Consider the following 15,971-nt stretch of genomic DNA (forward strand, 5'->3'; position numbering starts at 1 on the left):
TGGGCGCACCTCAACGCCAGCCTGCTGCCCAGCCCGTTCACGCCGAAGGGCGACACCCCGACGGGGCCGGCCTGGTACGCGACGCCGACCGTGGCGTACGCCCAGGAACTCGGCTACGACGTGGCGCCCATCGAGGCATGGGTGCGGAACGAGAACGGCCGCTACCTCGACAACTGGTACGGCCGGCTGCGCGACGCCTACCTGGCAACGATGGCCCACCTAGGCGTCGCCGCCGACCTGTCCCCGCAGGAGTTCCTCGCGGCGATGGACGGCTACCGCCAACGCGACCCGCAGCTGGCGATCGTCGTGTCCGCGATCAAGGCCACCGTCAAGGGCGGCATCGGCAAGCTCCGCGAGCGGCCCCGCGGCGAGGGCTGGCGCCCCGGCGAGCCGTGGCGCGCCCTGTCCCGGCCCACCTGGCGCCCCGACATCCGCGCCGCCGTCATCTCCCGGGCCCGGATCAACATGCACCGCAAGCTCGTCAAGCACGCCGCCTTCACCGGCCAGTACCCGGTCGCGATCCTCTCCGACTGCGCCGTCTACGCCGCCGACGGCCCGTCCCCGCTGGACTTCCTGCCCTACCGTGACGGCAAGGCGCTGCCCGGCGGCTGGAAGCTCGGCGTAAACCCCGGGCTGGTCAAGTGGGAGGGCACCCAGACCGTGCTGTGGGGCGAGGGCGTACGCGAGGAACAGGGCGACGACCTCAACCTCGCCCGGTACATCAAGGACGGCAACATCACCCACACCGACGACGGGGAGTAGACCGCGATGGCACAGCTCGGGGACGGCCTCAACAAGGCGGTCCAGAAGGCGTTCACCCGCCCGATCCCGAAGTCGGCGGGCGCCCAGATGCGCTACCTGGTCAAGCAGCTCAAGTCCACCAAGGCCGCCGCGGCCACGCTCGGGATCTCCCAGCGCACCGTCGAGCGTTACGTCAAGGACCAGATCAAGAAGCCGCGCCCCGAGCTGGCCGCCCGCATAGAGCGCGAGGTCAAGAAGAAGTGGCAGCCCCAGATCCGCGCGAAGGCCAAGAAGACGGCGGCCACCACCGGCGGCATCCTCGTCGACACCCGAGCCCGCTTCGGGTACACCGCCGCACCCGGCACCACGGACGACGGCCGGCTGCGCCACCTCACCGTGGCGCTGCCGCCCGAGTTCGCCGCCCGCCTCTTCGACGCCCAGGACGCCGGGGCGAACGAGCAGCAGCTGCGTGACATCGCCGCCGAGGGCCTCCAGGAGGTGTACTTCAAGGACCGCGGTCGCCGGGCCGGCGGCCTCCTGGTGGAGTTCACCGACGTCGACCACATCGAGTTCGACCTGTGACGTGACGTGGCCCGAACCAACAGCGAGCCCGGATGTGACTGAGCCTTGGGAGGACGACAGCCCGCTCCTCCAGCAGGACATCTATGACGCCCAAGAGCTGACCGTCGTTGGCCAGCTCTACATCGAGAGGCATCGAGTTTCAGTTCCCGTGCGGCGCAGCTGCCCAGGAACGCCCAGCGCCGTGCTCGCCAAAACTACGGGACAGCTCTTAGCCCCTGACTATCGGGCTCCATGAAGGCAACTCGGGCCTGCGAAACTGCACGCTGCACGATGTGCGAAAAGACAACTTGCGCCTCATCAACTGTCCGCGCCTCAATGCCGTCCATGGCCAGCTCGACGGTCCTATCGCGGAGGGATGCCCCCACATGAACGTTGGTGAATCCCATCGCTTCCAAGGCATCCATTAGTCGCTGAACGTAATCCTGATATTGACCCTCAGTGACGGAGTCGGGTCGCGGGAGCGACACGCGCACGAATCGACTGAAGCGGGGCACTGTCCTCCTCCTAGTCCCAGCAAGGGTACGTCTTGCTCAGGAACCGCTCATGAGCTCGCGCTTGGTCTCGTGACCAGGACGAATAAGCACGGCTTACGTGGTTTCCAGGGCATGAGCATCTCATGCTTATGCGACGATCACCCGTCCAAGACCAATGATTTACCCGCGCTCGGGCCATCAGATCGCTCAGCGAAGGTTCAATCATCATCAGGAACCCCATCGCTTGCTCGCGTTGCTGTAACGATCACCCGGCTACGCAGCGAGCATGGTGCGGATCTGCCACGTCCACGGATGCAGAGAGTGACGGGAGACGGATCGCTACAGAATCACCGCTCCGCAGGCGGAGGTTTCGGAGTTAGCGCATTCTCCAGCCACATGATCTCATATCAGTATGGCCAGCGCCCGCGAGCAACTGTCAAGATCTCGAACGCGACGGTTGGCACTTTCGCTGATAGCTCTCACGCTGGGCATCATCGCCTTGGTGTACGCCGGAAAGTACGCATACTCAATATTCACCCAAACGCCCGTTCAGGAATCCGTCTGGAAGCAGATGGACGCGAAAGACAAGGCAACGGCTGTTAGCCAGTGGAGACTGATGAGCGTGCAAGCGGCGGCGGCTGCAGGAGCAACGATTGCTCTCGGGCTCACAGCCTTGACTTACCGACTGTCGCGCAGAGGGCAGTTCACTGAGCGGTACACGAAGGCTCTTGAACGGCTTGAGTCGAAGGAAACCTATCTTCGGATCGGCGCCATTCATGCTCTGGGACATGTCTCGTCCGACTCGCCTGTTCACCGCGAAAACGTCACGGAGGTTCTCTCCGCCTTCGTCGCTAAGAAAACTGTCACGCGAAGGGCTGCCCTGCCCCTTTCGACGCTATTGTCTGACCAGCCGAGACCGAGGATTGCCTCCGACGTTCAAGCGGCCCTTGACCTCTTGGGCAGACGGCGTCGGCCAGGTCACAGTGTCCTCGACTTGCGAAGTCTTGACCTCAGGGATGCTGTGTTGGAAGCGTCTCACCTCGAACGAGCCAATCTTTCTGGGACATTACTGCACCGAGCCTACCTAGGCGAAGGGCGGCTTGAATACGCCATCCTCGTTGAGGCCAAGTTGCGCTACGCGAAGCTCAACGAAACACGACTTGCCTGGGCAGATCTCAGCGACGCAAGGCTTCAGCATGCCTCGCTGACGGGAGCGCGACTCCAACACGCAGTACTGCATGAAACACGGCTGGACCAGGCGGACCTCGCTGGCGCCCAACTCTGCCACGCGCACCTGACGGGAGCTTCCCTCAGGGGCGCGACATTAACGGGGGCCAATTTCAAGGAGGCAGACCTCAGTGGAGCTGACCTAAAAGGCGCAATAGGGGTTACAGCTCGCCAGCTCAGTCACGCCCATATCGACGAACACACGACACTTCCTGATCATCTCGTCAGGGCGGGTTCGAAAGTGGTGGAAGTGATGCCGGCCGGGCATACTGGCACCTAATCCGTGAAGAACCTCTATGAGAAGCTGGGGCAGCCGTGCGGGCTGGCAACCAGCGTCGCTAGCCAGGGCGGCTCAGCTCAACTCGCCGATTGAAGTCCTTACCATCCGGTCCGGACTCGCCCACGTATCTGCAGGGGAGCGAGTGCGCATGCACGCGGTGTCGTGCTCAACGTTGCCGCCACGTGCCGGTCACCCCGCATCCGTGACAGGGCCTGAAGAAGGCCGGCCCTGCTGCGCGGCGAGGGCCATGTCGACGAAGGCTCGCACGAGCGCGGCTACCTCAAACGCCGTGACGTCCTTCGTCCAGTCGCTGGCCGTGTGCCAGCCGCTGCACTCCAGCTGGAACCGGTGAACGCCGTAGGTGTGCGCGTGCTCCAGCTCGCGGGCATACGGCTGCCTGCGGCAGCGCCCGTGCCGCTCAGTCTGCTCCAGGTGCGCGCGGACCACGTCGAGGTGGTACCGGGGCGGCAGGGTCCGCTGCTGGAGGCATCCGCGGCACTCCAGAAGGTGCAGCGCGCCACCTTCGAGCTGGAGAAAGTAGTACGGGATGCCCTTGCCCTCAAGGGTGTTGCAGCTGCCGCAGACCGGCCCTCGAACATGGCCGTGCTCATGGCAGTGATCCCACGCCGATGCCTGACTCTTCTTGCACAGACGGCACAGGTAATCGTCGGCCCGCGTGCCGAGCCGGCGGAGCGATCCGTACTGCATCCCACGCAGGTGGCCGGTGTAGGTGCGGAACGCGGCCCCGGAACACGGCGGACACCTGGTGACGTAGCCCTTGCTGGTCGATGTCCGCCAGCCGCCCCAGTACGGCCCCTGCACGCCGCAGGAAGAGCAGACCCGGGCCCGGTCGACCAGTTCCTCTTCTCGCTGCGCCCAGCGGTCGAGGAGCTCGATGTAGGCCCGGGGCAACAGCCACTTCTCGCCGGACCAGGTCAGCAGCTCCAGCGGGCGGGTGCCGCCCATGTTCTGCGAGTGCCGGTGCCGACTACTGTCCGCGACGCACTCCTCCCACGTCAGGTCCCCGGGCAGTCCGTTCGCCCCGACCTGCTTCCAGGAGTCGTCCCACTCGTCGAACGGGATCCCGTCCTGGGCCTTGTGGCGGGCGAGCCCGAACATCCACGACACCAGCCGACGCCGCCAGTCGACCCGCTGCCACTCCTCCGGATCGCTACCTTCGAAGTCGCGGTACGCAGGCAACTGGACGTCGACGAGGTCGTCCAGGTCCAGCCGCAGCTCCGCGAACGCCTGCCCGGTACGGCGGATGTCCCGCTCGTCGTACGTCCAGCGCGCCTTGTACTTGTAGCAGCGCACCGCTATGTCGCCGAAGAAGACGTGGCCGTGCTGCGCCAGTCCCGGCATGTGGAGGAGCTCGTCAGGGTCCAGCGGCACCATGGCGTTCTGCGTCAGGTCCGCGAAGAGGGAGCGTGCGTATTCCCGGCTGATCGGCATGACGGGATGGTGGCAGCCGCCACTGACAACTCCGCTCGGGCTGGGCCCTTTTGCCGGATCGTTGCAGGTGAAGCCGTTCATCTGATTACGTTGCTCAGCTGTCGAACCCGGCGTCGAAGCCCTTGAGGACCGGGTCCAGCTCCAGGGCCGCGCCGCACAAGGAGCACAGCCGGGTGCCTGGGTGCTGCGCCGCATCCAGAGCCTGGTCCAGGCTCAGCACCGGCGCCCCGGGCGGAGCCTCCGTGCAGTCCACGGCGTGAACGACGCCCCGGCTCGGCCCGCGGCCGCCGGCCTTGGCCAGCACCCAGCCCGACGGACGCCGGGGCCCCAGCTCGCGCTCCAGGAACGAGGGCGGCTCCAGGTACTCGTTGGGCACGTCGTCGTAGGAGACGCCGTCCACGGGCCGTACGTGTTCCGGCGCGCGCACCCAGACCCGGTATTCGGCCGGCTCCACGTCGTCGTCCCCGGGTCCGTTCTTCCAGACCGGCAGGGTGACCTCGTACCTCCACCCGTCGCGCAGCTGGCGCCGGGACCAGAGCGCTGCGACGACCTCCTGACCCCCAGGCAGCACGACCCGGATTGGCACGGGGACCGCAGGCTCGGCGGCGGAAGACATCGACATGCTCCAACCCTAGGCTCCACCACCGACGGCACCCACCGTGACCTGCGCGAACGACGTCCCTTATCCACAGGGGGACCAGGGTGGACTTCTGCCATGACTGATCACGAGCAGCAGCAGCCGGCCCCGAGGCGCGGCAAGATCCTGGACGCCCTCATCCGGGCGGAGCGCGCGGAAGGTCTTCACCCGGCCTGCGCCGAAATCCGCAAAGGCCCAGATGAAATTCCTCCTCACGCGGGCGAAGGGCTCGACCAAGGCCCTGGCCGAGCGCCTGGGCGTCTCGCGCCGCACGGTGGAGCGCTACCGCGCAGGAAGCCTGACGACCCCGCAGAGGCGGCTCCAGGCCGCCCTGGTGGAGGAGACCGAATCCGAGTGGCAACCGCAGGTCAGAGCACAGGTACGCGAACAGGCGGCCACTTCCAGCGGCATGATGGTGGACGTCACAGCGTTCTTCGGATTCGTCGGCAAAGGCAGCTCGGACGACGGCCGCGAGCGCTCCATCACCACGGCCATCTCGCCCACCTACGCCAAGCAGATCCTGGAAATCCAGGCAGCCGGAGCGACGGATTAGGACCTGCATCCGCTCGTTGCCGAGGCCATCACCGAGTCCTATTTCACGGATTGGGGGACCCGAGCCAAGGGCCTGCGCGCGGATTTCACACACGTTGTGTCCATAGAATTCCGGTTCTGACACGGTCGAATTCCTGGGCTGCTATAAACCGTTCGTGTGACTGAGCCTTTTGGTTGGCCAGTAAGTGGCGTGCTTGACCAGTTGAGTGCGGAGAGCGGTGCATCTGCTCTCCCAGACAGGGTGCGCACGGGGTCGCACCCTGTCTGGCATGCCGCTGGCAGGCGGGTCCGCCCTGCCTCTGATCCGGGGAATTCGGCGCGCAATCCCGGCGTTCCAGGGCGGCGTCGACCGGCCGCGCGGCGCGGAGCCCCTAACGTGCTGGTCTGCGCGGGTCCGCGACCAGCCGACGGGGTGAGGAGGCGTATGCCGGACTACTCTTCGGACGGCACGTCCGACCACTCCCCGGGCGGCGGCCACCGTGCCTCCCTCTGGCTGTGGTCCCTGCTCGGCCTGTTCGCGGCCTGCGTGCCTTGTGCGCTGCTCGTTGTGGAGAAGCTCGGCTCTGCCCTGTCACCCGTGCCGCTCGTCCTGGCCGTGCTCGCCGCGCTGGCCGGGTACGTGCTGGCGGTGCGCGCTGTGGTGGGGGAGCGGTTCGGGCAGCGCCCCCGCCGGTCCCGGATCCTGGTGTGGTCGGCTGCCGGGGTGCTCTTCTTCGGCAGCGTCGCGGTGCTCCTTGTCTTCCGTCCCCCGCCACCCCCGCTCACCCGGATGAGCGGCGCCCGCGACGTGGCCGTGGCCGGCTTCGCGGCTCAGGGCGGGTGGCAGGACAGGCAGGTCCTGAACGACGTGGCCGCGACCTTCGCCCACGACATGGCGGCGCGCACCCCCACCGCGACCGCCGTCCGCAGCTACGCCAGCGAGGCGTCGCTGCCCCTCGCCCAGCTCGCCGACACCCACCGCGGCGCACTGGAGCGAAAGACCGCCAGGTTCGCCGACGAGACCAACGCCGAGATCGTCGTGGGCGGCCTCGTCAGCGAGGACCAGGCGGGCCAGACCACGCTGCGGCCCGCCGTCTACGTCAGGGCCGACCAGATCCCCGACTCACCCGAGCTCACCGGATGGTTCCTCGGCGCGCCGGTCCTCGTCGCCCGCGGCTTGGAGTCGGCGCGCGCCCGCGCCCAGCTGACCGGGGAACTGACCCGCCGGATCGGCGCCCTCGCGCAGTTCGTCGACGCCCTGGACACATGGCGCAACGGCAGCCCCACTGAAGCCGGCCGGATCCTCGACGGCCTGCTCGACGCGCAGCGGCAGGACGGCGCCGCCGGCTTCGTGCCGCCCGATCTGATCCGGCTCTTCCACGGCCACGTCCTCGAGGACCAGGCCTCCGGCGAGAGCGGCCCCGGCCGCGAGAAGCTGCTGGCGGCGGCCCGCGGCGACTACCTCGCCATTGACCCGGACTCGCCGGCCGGCCGCCGCGCCGCCCTCAGCCTGCAGGGCAACACCTACCGACGGGCCCTCGGACCCACGCACAGCTGCAAGCCGGGCACCGTGCGCGCCACGGACCTAGCCCAGGCCTCGAAGGCCCTACGCGCCCTCGCCGCCGACCCCGGCATGACCGAACTCGGACGGATCAAGGCCACCGTGAACCTCGCCCAGGTCGAGCAGTGCCGCATCACGGCCGGTCTGGTGAAGGACGACGGCACGGTGGAGCGCACCGTGGCGACCGTCCGCGCCGCCCGGAACCTCACCGGCTCCGCGGACCTGCGTGCCTTCGCGGAGTCCATCGCCGCCGTCAACGCGGCCGACCGGGGCGACCTGGCAGCAGCCGTCGACCGCATCCGCGACGCCATCGCACACGGCCAGGATCCGGTCCAACGCGCCATCTGGCACGGCCTGCTGGCCTCCTGGAGCCTCGAGCGCTGCGACCTCGCGACCGGGCGTACGGCGCAGCAGGACGCCCTGGCCCAACTGGCCGCGGCGGAACGCGCGGGCAGGGCGGACAGCACACTCGTCCGCCAGTACGAACAGGCCTTCGCCACGGAGCTGCGCCGCGCCGAGGAGCGGTGCGGGACCAGCCGATGACACGGACAACGAGAGGTGACTAGTGGTCACACGACGCCAGACCCGGTGGCGCCCGCACGTGCTGTGGGTGCTCACTCTGTTCCTCGGCACCGGCTGCACGATGCTTAGCGAGACGCCGACGGCAGCCCCCACCGGCAGGGCCGCCACACAGTCGGGAACCCCCAGCCCGGCCGCCCGGGACATCCTGCTGGCCCAGCAATTCGACCTGGAGACGGCAGGCGACGAGCGGTCGGAAGGCATGCGGTCGGAAGGCCCGGATCCGGAAGGCTCGGATCCGGAAGGTGTCGACCCGATCAGCTGCCGCGTCGACCTGGATGCCCCCCCTCGGGTCTGGGTGACCTCGGGCGAGGACGCGACGGGGGCGAGCGACGCGGTGGCGGCAGGCCTGGGTGAGCCGTCGCTCCTGTGCCTTCACGGTTTCCCGCCCGGCCCGATCACCGTCACGGTCAAGGCCGGAGGGCGGACCTACACCACCGCCGTGAAACCCGTGGCCGAACTGAGCGCCACGCCGTTGATGGACGACCTGTTCAACGGTCGTCCGATGGAGGTCGAGGACGTCGGCGTCGGCCTGCTCGCGAGCGGCGAGTGGTACTTCCTCCCCTCCGAGCCGGCCCTGACGGACATCGCCCGGTCCGGACGGTTCACCGTGGCGGCGCGCTCCGGAACCGTCCACGCTGAGAGCGAGGTGCCGCTGCGCCTGTCCCGGGGAGCGGCCATCATGGAGGGCTGGGAGCACAACCCCCGGATCGCGGTCTACGGATACACCGCCGGCGACCGCGTTCCGATTGGCCTCTACCGCCGGGGGGACGGGGAGGGCGTCCGCCGAAACGTAGCGGTGCTGCAGCGGGAAGTGGGCCGAGTGTTCATGCCGCCCCACCGGGTCGCCGTCTTCACCGTCCCGCCAGACGTCTTCCGTACCGTCACTGCACAACCCGCGGGCCCCGCCTGCCTCTCCGTCGCCGAACTCGCCACCTGCGTCACCTGAGCGGTTCGGTTACCCGGCACCCCGGACCGGCCAATCCCAGCTCACCGGCAGAAATCCCACGGCTGATCCTCACGGACCGGGAACATCGCGCCTTCCACCGGCGTGAGCCAGCGTTGACGCTCAGAGTGGCCAACTAGAACGCTCGGTCACAGTTCGGCGGGTCGCCGACAACGCTCTGGCGGCGGCCCGCTCCCTGATTCCGGACCACGATTGCGCGCGTCTGGGGGGACCGGGGCCCCCTACCCGGATCACGGCAGGTGCGGCACCCTGCTGCCCCGACCGAGGCGAGCTGGAGGGGGCAGGCCGTGGCGATCCGTGCCGTGCACGCACAGTGGGGCGCGGTCTTCGCGCACTTACCCGACCTGGGGTGCGGGCGAGAGTGGGCGGGGGTCTGGAAAGTCCGCCCAGTCGCCCCGCTGACCTGTGCCGAGTGCCGACATCCGATGTACGCGAAGGTCTTCTCATCCAGCGGTCTGCGGTTCTTCGCCCACGCCCCGGGTGCCCCGAAATGCGCGCTGGCCGAGGAGTCGCCGGCCCACCACCTCCTCAAGCTGGAGCTCGCGGCCGCCGCCCGGGAGGCCGGGGCGCACGCGGAGCTGGAGGTCCGCGGCCCGGACGGTGCGTGGCGGGCCGATGTGCTGGCGAGCGACCCGGCCGGGGCCTGGAGGACGGCCCTGGAGGCCCAGCTCTCGCCCATCACCCCCGACGACATAGCCGCCCGCACGGAACGGATGCTCGAGGACGGGGTGTCCTCGGTGTGGTTCAGCGACCGAGTGCGGGCGCCGTGGTTCGGGACGGTCCCGTGGGCTCGCGTGGAAACCGTCGACGGCGCCCTGGCCATCAGGGAGGGGCTCGCGAAGTTCTCCGGCAAGCATTGGGAGGCGGGTCCGCAAGGAGTGCCGGCCGCGGAGTTCCTGCGGTGGGTGTTCGCCGGGCGGGTGGTGTCGCACCGGCGGCGCGCGCCGGTCCGCAGCCCTCTGCCCGCCTGGGGCACCCTCTGGACGGCGCCCCAATACCGCGAGGCGGAGACGGCCTACCTGGACGCGGAGGAACGGCGAAAGCGGGAACGCGAGGAGCAGGAGCGCGCGCTTCGGCTCCGATGGCGCCAGGAGCAGCAACTCCAGATGCAGAGGGATCAGGAGCGGACCCGGGCGGAGGGCGGACACAAGGCAGCCGTCCAGACCCTCCTCGCACGGCAGGCCGCCCTTGAGATACCTGTCGCCCAGTTCGTCCACCGCGAGACCGGCAGCTATCCCTTCGTCTCGGACAAGGGCGCACCGGAGTACGCCATGGGCGTCCCCGTCTATGTCGGACCGACGCCGTACGGCGTCGTCTGCCCCGTGGCCAGCCGAATGGCCGCCCTGCGGGACCGCCTCGCGCCGCTCGTGATCTTCGTGGCTTCCGAAGGGGAGCGGCGGCGCATCGCCGCGCAGACCCGGCCCGATCAGCGAATCGAAGTCCTGAGGGCTTGAGGCCGCCCCGCCCCCTATGCTGCCGCGCATGAGCAACAAGATCCCCGTGCGCGGGGGCAGGAAGGGGCAGCAGCACCGGGCGACCCCGGACGACTTGCGGTCCTACTCCGTCAGCCCGGCCTCGCCGGTCACGGTGACCCGGGCCGACGGAACGACAGCGACCCAGGCGGCGAAGTCCGCCCGCAAGACGGCGCCGGCCCCCCAGCGGCGAGGCCCTGCGGTGTGCGCGATGTGCGCCGACCCCATCGAGGGCACGGTCTGGGTGAGCCGCGAGCAGGGCGCCTGCCGGGGCAAGCCGGTCCACCCGGCGTGCGAGAAGAGGAACCGGGCCGCCGTCACGCAGCTGCGCGCGGCAAAGCAGGAGGCGAAGAGGCAGGCAAAGAAGGACCGGCCTCTCTCCCTCGTCGAAGAGAACCGTCTGCTGCTGGCCCGGCAGGACAAGATCCGCGAGCAGCGGCAGTCGCGCAGCGCACTCAAGTAGCCACTCTCGACCGTTGCCGCGTCCTTCGCGCCCAGCCGGGTGATTCCGTCCCGCCATGCCTTCACTGCGGCTGCTTCGAGGCGTACAAGTACGGCCCATGACCACCGCTTCGATGTCATTCGAGACCGCTCTGTCCGGCCAGCTCGTCGACGAGTTCGGCCCCGGGGGCATCCCCGCCGGGCTGCAAGCCGCGACCGCCTTGATGGGGTTCCTGTCCAACCGGATGCCTTACGAAGAGTTTCGTATGGTCCTGACCACGGGCCACCAGGAGATCCGCTCCCGTTTGGAGACCGCAGCCCGCACGTACCGGTACGACGGGGTCGTACCGGCCCTCACCCTGGGGGAGGCGGGCATGCTGGTGTGCTGCTCCGCTGGTGCCGTCGCCGACCTCGCCGACGAATGAGCATCCGGAACGATCCCCGAGGGAGGGTGCGCGTGACACCGGCGCGGACGTGACACGGCCTCCGGGCTCCGGTGATACGCACGGACCGTGATCGCGGGCACGGGTTCGGCCGGTGTGGTCCCGAGCCCGCCCGGTGACCTTGGCCCAGTGCCTCGCTCGACACCCGGTCTTGCACCCTTGCACCCATCGTCCGCGTGCACTTCACCCCGGCGCGCCTGCAACAGGCACTGCAACACTCGGGTGCAACAGAGAGCCCGTGTTGCGGCTCTGACCTGCGATAACACGCACGATCCAGGGCGATTCGATCGCGTTGCACCCACACGTTGCACCCCGGCGGTCACGAAACCGGTGGCTGCGGCCGCCCCTGGATTCCTACGCTGTTTCCGCCTTCACCACCGGATGCAGGGACGATGCCGTGAGCACCACCGACGAGCCGTGGCTCCACACCGAGCACGGGGCGAACATCGGGCACACCGAGGCGTCGACCTGGGCGCGCACCGTCCGGCTCCAGCTGCAGCGCGTCCTGACCGGCAACGGGTACACCGAGATCCTCGACTCCTACCAGCTCGTCATGGCGCTGCGCATGACGCTGCGCGGCGTGGAGATGACCCGCCGGCACTTGGTCACCGATCCGGAGCGCGACCTCCTCGACGAGGGCCTGGCCGCCTTCACCGCGGCGGTCCCGGGCGGGAAGGACGCCCGGGATGTCATCGAGCACTTCGACGAGTACACCCAGGGCGTGGGCCGACTCCAGCACCCGCCGGGCACCAAGCCGAAGGACCGCACGCCGGACGACGTCCGGGCGGAGGAGTTCCGGATCTGGTTCGACTGGCGCCGCCGGGAGGAAGATGCGACGGCCAGTCCTGGTCGTGGGCCCGTATCCGATCGACCTGATCGACGCGGCCGAAGCCGCCACCCGCCTGGAGTGCGACGCCTACGAGGCGCTGCTCACCGACGAAGGCCGGCCATGGCCGCGCGGCTCCGCGTACGCGATCCGGTTCGGCGGCGCCGTGCCCCGGCAGACCCCGCCGGTGGGCCCCCTCGGCTGACCCACGGCAGTCGCGGGCACCAGGCCGTCCGCTCGCACCTGTATCAGCGCCTCATAGCGGCACCGGCCCATGATTCCTCCCGGCCCTGTGCGCCTCTCTGCGGCACCCCGGCGCCCTTCCGGCTCCCCGAGCGGCGATCACGCGGCTCACAGGCGCTCACAGCGGCGTACAGGCGCCGCGCCCACCCGTACGACGCCGATGACGCGGAGGACCCGGGCACCGGCCAACTGCCGGGGGATCTCCTCATGGTCGGCCTCTCGCCCGATCCCGCCCCCGAGCTCTGCTCTCAGGGGGAGATCTACAACCCGCACATAGGTACTACAAGTACCTACCTACATTGGGGTGCAAGACGGCCCCTGCACCCCGCCCCAGCCTGGGCCTCGGCGGCAGTCCGGTGCAGCGCGACCGTGCTGCTCGCTGCTGCCCCGCTGCGCGCGGCCGAAGGGTGCAAGGCGGTGCTGCTTTTCGTGCTGCTGCTGACCGGCTCGGTGCAGCACGCCCGTCTCCGGGATGCAGCGCAGCATTCGCACGGCCCGGGCGGCACATGGCTGCTGCTCGTGTAGCAAGGCGGCCTCACCGGTGCAGCGGGCGGCCTCTTCACCGGGCCCGGCTACCGGCCCGCGGCTGCTGCCACCGACGTGCTGCTCGGCTGGCTGCTGCTGCGCGCGCAGGCCCGCAGCGCACAGGCGAAGTACACCTCGACGTCGGCGTCGCCAGCCCACCGCGTGATCTCGTACGCCGCCTTCGTCGCTTCGAAGGCGGCCAGGACGGGGAGGCCGAGTTCCTTGTGCGCCTCGGTGGCCACGTCCAGGTACATGGGGAAGCCGAAGTTGTGGGTGCGGTTCTGCTCCGCGGCCGCCACCTTGTGGTGGGCCGTGCGGGCGCCCTCGAACCATCGCGTCGCGGCGTCCGTGCCGAGCGCCTTGACGACGATCGTGAACGGGGTCACTTGCTCCGCGCTCGCGGGCCAGCTGGCGGTGGGCAGGCCGAAGCGGTTGCCCAGCTCCTGGGTGAGGTGGAGGCCGAAGTCGTGGGTCACGCCCCAGACGTACCGCGCCGGCCCACGCTCGGGTGGGCGGCGCCCCACTCCGGGAACGCTCGTACGGGCCGTCCTGCCCCGATGGCCCCGGCGACGGCCGACTTTGTTCTGGAGGAGCAGAACAAGCCGGTTCACCTGGTGCTACCGGCTGCGCTCCGGTGCTCGGGGCCGGGCCTTGGGGTCGTCTGCTGGTTTGTTCTGCTCCTCCAGAACAAACCGGTTTAGCTGGTGCTACCGCTTTGATCGCGGGCATGAAGAAGGCGCTGCACCTGCGGGGTGCAGCGCCTTGGTGTGGCTACGTGAGGTCAGCCGGCGGCGGCCAGGTTGGCGACCTGGGCGGCGTACCGGGCCCGCCGCTGCTCAGTGAAGCGCTCGGGTTCGGCGGCCTTGATCTCCGGGATCGGCATGGGGTAGGCCACCTTGCCGCCGGTCAGCAGCGGGTGGAGCTGGTAGAGGCCGTCTTCGAGGCTCCAGGCGAGGCCGCACTCGCGCAGCTCCTTGAAGCCACGGTTCACGGTGGGCTTGCTGGCGCCCAGCTCGCGGGCCATCTCGTTCTGGCTGATCGCGGCGGTGCCGGTGTCCGGGTCGCTCAGGTACATCAGCTCGTCCAGGACGCGGCGGCCGGCGGTAGTGGTGTCGACCAGGGCCAGGATGCGCAGAACGGCGCGGGGGATCTCTACGGGCGCCTCTGTGGGAGGGCTGGGGACGTAAGAGCTGCTCACGGAGCCTCACCACTTCCGATCAGGACGACGCTGCAACAACAAGGGTATGCCTCGCAGGATCACGCGCTCGCCTTGCGCACGGGACGCCTCTGGCGGAGCGTCACGACCTTCTCCTTGCGACGGGCGGCCTCGGCGGCCTTCTTCTCGGCCTCCCGCTCCTGGCGCCACTCGGTGGGGTAGTCGGGGTGCGGGATGATGCAGGCCGGGCCCTCAGCGCCGTTCCAGAGCTTCTGCCACTTCTCCTGCTCGCCGGAGGTGCCGGCCACCGTCAGCCACGGGTTCAACTGCAGCGTGCCGCGCTTGGCGGTGCGCATCCATCCGATGTGCGTGAAGAACTGGCTGGCCTCGTTCACGGAGGCTGCCGACAGGTTGCACCGGGCCTGGAGATCACGCTGGTTGGTCTTCACGAAGCCGCGAGGGACAGCGCGGTCCTTGTCGTCGGACCGGTTCGCGTTCTGGAGCGCCATGAGCTTGCACCACACCTGGAACCAGCTACCGGGCGCCTTCAGGCTGCCGAGCACGTCCAGGAGCAGCCGGGCGTCCAGGACGTAGCCGCTGACCTCGGCGCTCGCGGCGAACTCGCGGCCCTGGATCTTCTCCACGCCCAGGATCAAGCCGCCCTTGCCGTCCGACCGCGCGACCACGCGCTCGCCGGGGCGGACGATCGGCAGCTGTTCCATCAGCACAGTCCTCCAGGGATGATCAACGTTTCGGTGAGCACGGTAGCACTAGGTAAACCGGCTTGTTCTGAAGGGGCAGAACAAACGGTGCCTCACAGTTACCTGATGACCAATCAGCTACGGGGTGAGTTTGTTCTAGATCTCCAGAACACTCGGGAGCCGTTTGTTCTGGAGATCTAGAACAAACGGTTTCGCATCGCCGCAGGTCAGAGCCGTTTTCGGCGTGGATCCCTCTTAGGTGTCATAAGACACCAGCCGCCACCCCAGCCCCCGGGGCCACGCCGCGCCCCGCGCGGCACAAAGCCGCTGGTCACAGCGGGCGTGTCGCCTTCGACAGTCACCGGATCGAGGGGCTGGCCCCTGTGGCTAAGCTCGCTTCGCGTGCGGCACCACGCTCCTCTGCGGCTCGTGGACAGCAGCAGCGGCTCTGAGTCTCGGGTGGTACCTGCCGTGACGATCAAAAGACCCGAAGCGTGGCCGGTGCCGGTGGACGGTTTCGCCGCCCGGCCCGAGGGGCCGTTCGGCTCCGGTACCTCCGCACGCCGGAATCCCGGCTTTCCCATATTCGGGGTACCGTTCTGTGGCTGAGGTCGGCAACGTCCCAAGTCGTAATTCCTCGCCTGCATAGGGGTGCTGAATATCAACGGTGACCATTCGTCAAACCGACCGCCCCGTCTGGGTGGTTGGGGGGTGTCTCGTGTTTCCGCCAACGGTACATGCTGCATCAACCCGATGCACCCGCTATACTAGAACCCGACACGAACGAGCGACCCCACCCCCGCCGTAGCCAGCCTGGCCCACGCAGTGGGCCCCAAGGTTCTGGAGGCGTAGCCGGAAGGACCGTCAGGCGGGGGAGCGCAGCGGACCCGCCCCGGGAGGACGCAGTCCTCCCTCACTCCCCGTCAACTCCCCGACAGGAAGCCCCACCAGCCGCACCGTCACACCCTCGTCACCCCGGCCGCGCACCGCGCGGCCTGCCGGGCGCGCAGCGGCCGGTCCCACTGGCTCCTGGAGCGGAGCGGAGGGAGCCGCCCGTGCTGCGCACGGGCGCGGGGAGCGCAGCGACCCGTCCCGCTGTCCCATCGCGCAGCGATGGGGTACCCGCTCCGCGGG

The 15,971-nt window shown here is 69.0% G+C and carries 16 protein-coding genes and 1 pseudogene; 11 read left to right on the forward strand and 6 right to left on the reverse strand.

Annotated features, from left to right (window positions below):
• From ACFYOB_RS40655 to ACFYOB_RS40665, 3 genes and pseudogenes are all read left to right on the forward strand, one after another.
• Positions 1-762 (forward strand): annotated as a pseudogene (locus ACFYOB_RS40655) (transcriptional regulator); the annotation flags it as partial.
• A gap of 6 nt (positions 763-768) precedes the next feature.
• Positions 769-1,323: a telomere-protecting terminal protein Tpg gene (tpg, locus tag ACFYOB_RS40660; RefSeq protein ID WP_388569870.1), complete on the forward strand. Its 555-nt coding sequence runs from the start codon at positions 769-771 to the stop codon at positions 1,321-1,323.
• An 885-nt stretch (positions 1,324-2,208) separates the two neighbouring features.
• Positions 2,209-3,303 carry a pentapeptide repeat-containing protein gene (locus ACFYOB_RS40665; RefSeq protein WP_388569873.1) on the forward strand — a complete coding sequence of 365 codons (1,095 nt, stop codon included), beginning with the start codon at positions 2,209-2,211 and terminating at the stop codon, positions 3,301-3,303.
• A gap of 189 nt (positions 3,304-3,492) precedes the next feature.
• Here ACFYOB_RS40665 and ACFYOB_RS40670 read toward each other — a convergent pair whose 3' ends face one another.
• Entirely contained in the window at positions 3,493-4,755 is a 1,263-nt protein-coding gene (locus ACFYOB_RS40670) for an endonuclease domain-containing protein (protein ID WP_388569877.1), read from the reverse strand.
• Positions 4,756-4,849: 94 nt separating this feature from the next.
• Positions 4,850-5,377: a DUF6233 domain-containing protein gene (locus tag ACFYOB_RS40675; protein ID WP_388569880.1), complete on the reverse strand. Its 528-nt coding sequence runs from the start codon at positions 5,375-5,377 to the stop codon at positions 4,850-4,852.
• A gap of 214 nt (positions 5,378-5,591) precedes the next feature.
• On the opposite strand from ACFYOB_RS40675, the gene tpg (ACFYOB_RS40680) reads away from it, so the two are divergent.
• From tpg (ACFYOB_RS40680) to ACFYOB_RS40705, 6 genes are all read left to right on the forward strand, one after another.
• A complete protein-coding gene (gene tpg / locus ACFYOB_RS40680) occupies positions 5,592-5,945 on the forward strand; it encodes a telomere-protecting terminal protein Tpg (protein ID WP_388569882.1) in 354 nt (117 codons plus the stop codon).
• A 423-nt stretch (positions 5,946-6,368) separates the two neighbouring features.
• Positions 6,369-8,027, forward strand: coding sequence for a hypothetical protein (locus tag ACFYOB_RS40685; protein ID WP_388569884.1), 1,659 nt, complete (start codon positions 6,369-6,371; stop codon positions 8,025-8,027).
• Positions 8,028-8,049: 22 nt separating this feature from the next.
• Positions 8,050-9,012 carry a hypothetical protein gene (locus ACFYOB_RS40690; protein ID WP_388569886.1) on the forward strand — a complete coding sequence of 321 codons (963 nt, stop codon included), beginning with the start codon at positions 8,050-8,052 and terminating at the stop codon, positions 9,010-9,012.
• 443 nt (positions 9,013-9,455) lie between these two features.
• A complete protein-coding gene (locus ACFYOB_RS40695) occupies positions 9,456-10,484 on the forward strand; it encodes an RNA methyltransferase (protein ID WP_388569889.1) in 1,029 nt (342 codons plus the stop codon).
• A 28-nt stretch (positions 10,485-10,512) separates the two neighbouring features.
• The gene (locus tag ACFYOB_RS40700; RefSeq protein WP_388569892.1) at positions 10,513-10,965 is read left to right on the forward strand and encodes a hypothetical protein; all 453 of its coding nucleotides are present in this window, start codon (positions 10,513-10,515) and stop codon (positions 10,963-10,965) included.
• 112 nt (positions 10,966-11,077) lie between these two features.
• Positions 11,078-11,368 (forward strand): hypothetical protein, encoded by a 291-nt coding sequence (locus tag ACFYOB_RS40705; RefSeq protein ID WP_388569894.1) that lies wholly within the window; start codon positions 11,078-11,080, stop codon positions 11,366-11,368.
• 337 nt (positions 11,369-11,705) lie between these two features.
• On the opposite strand, the gene ACFYOB_RS40710 is transcribed toward ACFYOB_RS40705, so the two are convergent.
• The gene (locus ACFYOB_RS40710) at positions 11,706-12,086 is read right to left on the reverse strand and encodes a hypothetical protein (protein ID WP_388569897.1); all 381 of its coding nucleotides are present in this window, start codon (positions 12,084-12,086) and stop codon (positions 11,706-11,708) included.
• 130 nt (positions 12,087-12,216) lie between these two features.
• On the opposite strand from ACFYOB_RS40710, the gene ACFYOB_RS40715 reads away from it, so the two are divergent.
• Both ACFYOB_RS40715 and ACFYOB_RS40720 read left to right on the forward strand, forming a co-directional pair.
• Complete coding sequence (locus tag ACFYOB_RS40715) at positions 12,217-12,417, forward strand: hypothetical protein (RefSeq protein ID WP_388569900.1); 201 nt, start codon at positions 12,217-12,219, stop codon at positions 12,415-12,417.
• A 407-nt stretch (positions 12,418-12,824) separates the two neighbouring features.
• Entirely contained in the window at positions 12,825-12,980 is a 156-nt protein-coding gene (locus tag ACFYOB_RS40720) for a hypothetical protein (protein ID WP_388569903.1), read from the forward strand.
• A gap of 47 nt (positions 12,981-13,027) precedes the next feature.
• Here ACFYOB_RS40720 and ACFYOB_RS40725 read toward each other — a convergent pair whose 3' ends face one another.
• From ACFYOB_RS40725 to ACFYOB_RS40735, 3 genes are all read right to left on the reverse strand, one after another.
• Entirely contained in the window at positions 13,028-13,456 is a 429-nt protein-coding gene (locus ACFYOB_RS40725; protein ID WP_388569906.1) for a hypothetical protein, read from the reverse strand.
• A gap of 305 nt (positions 13,457-13,761) precedes the next feature.
• Positions 13,762-14,178 carry a hypothetical protein gene (locus ACFYOB_RS40730; protein ID WP_388569909.1) on the reverse strand — a complete coding sequence of 139 codons (417 nt, stop codon included), beginning with the start codon at positions 14,176-14,178 and terminating at the stop codon, positions 13,762-13,764.
• Positions 14,179-14,237: 59 nt separating this feature from the next.
• Entirely contained in the window at positions 14,238-14,858 is a 621-nt protein-coding gene (locus ACFYOB_RS40735) for a hypothetical protein (protein ID WP_388569912.1), read from the reverse strand.
• Positions 14,859-15,971: the final 1,113 nt, after the last annotated feature.

This window comes from Streptomyces sp. NPDC006463 (assembly GCF_042870715.1).
In the GTDB taxonomy this organism is placed as follows: Bacteria; Actinomycetota; Actinomycetes; order Streptomycetales; family Streptomycetaceae; genus Streptomyces.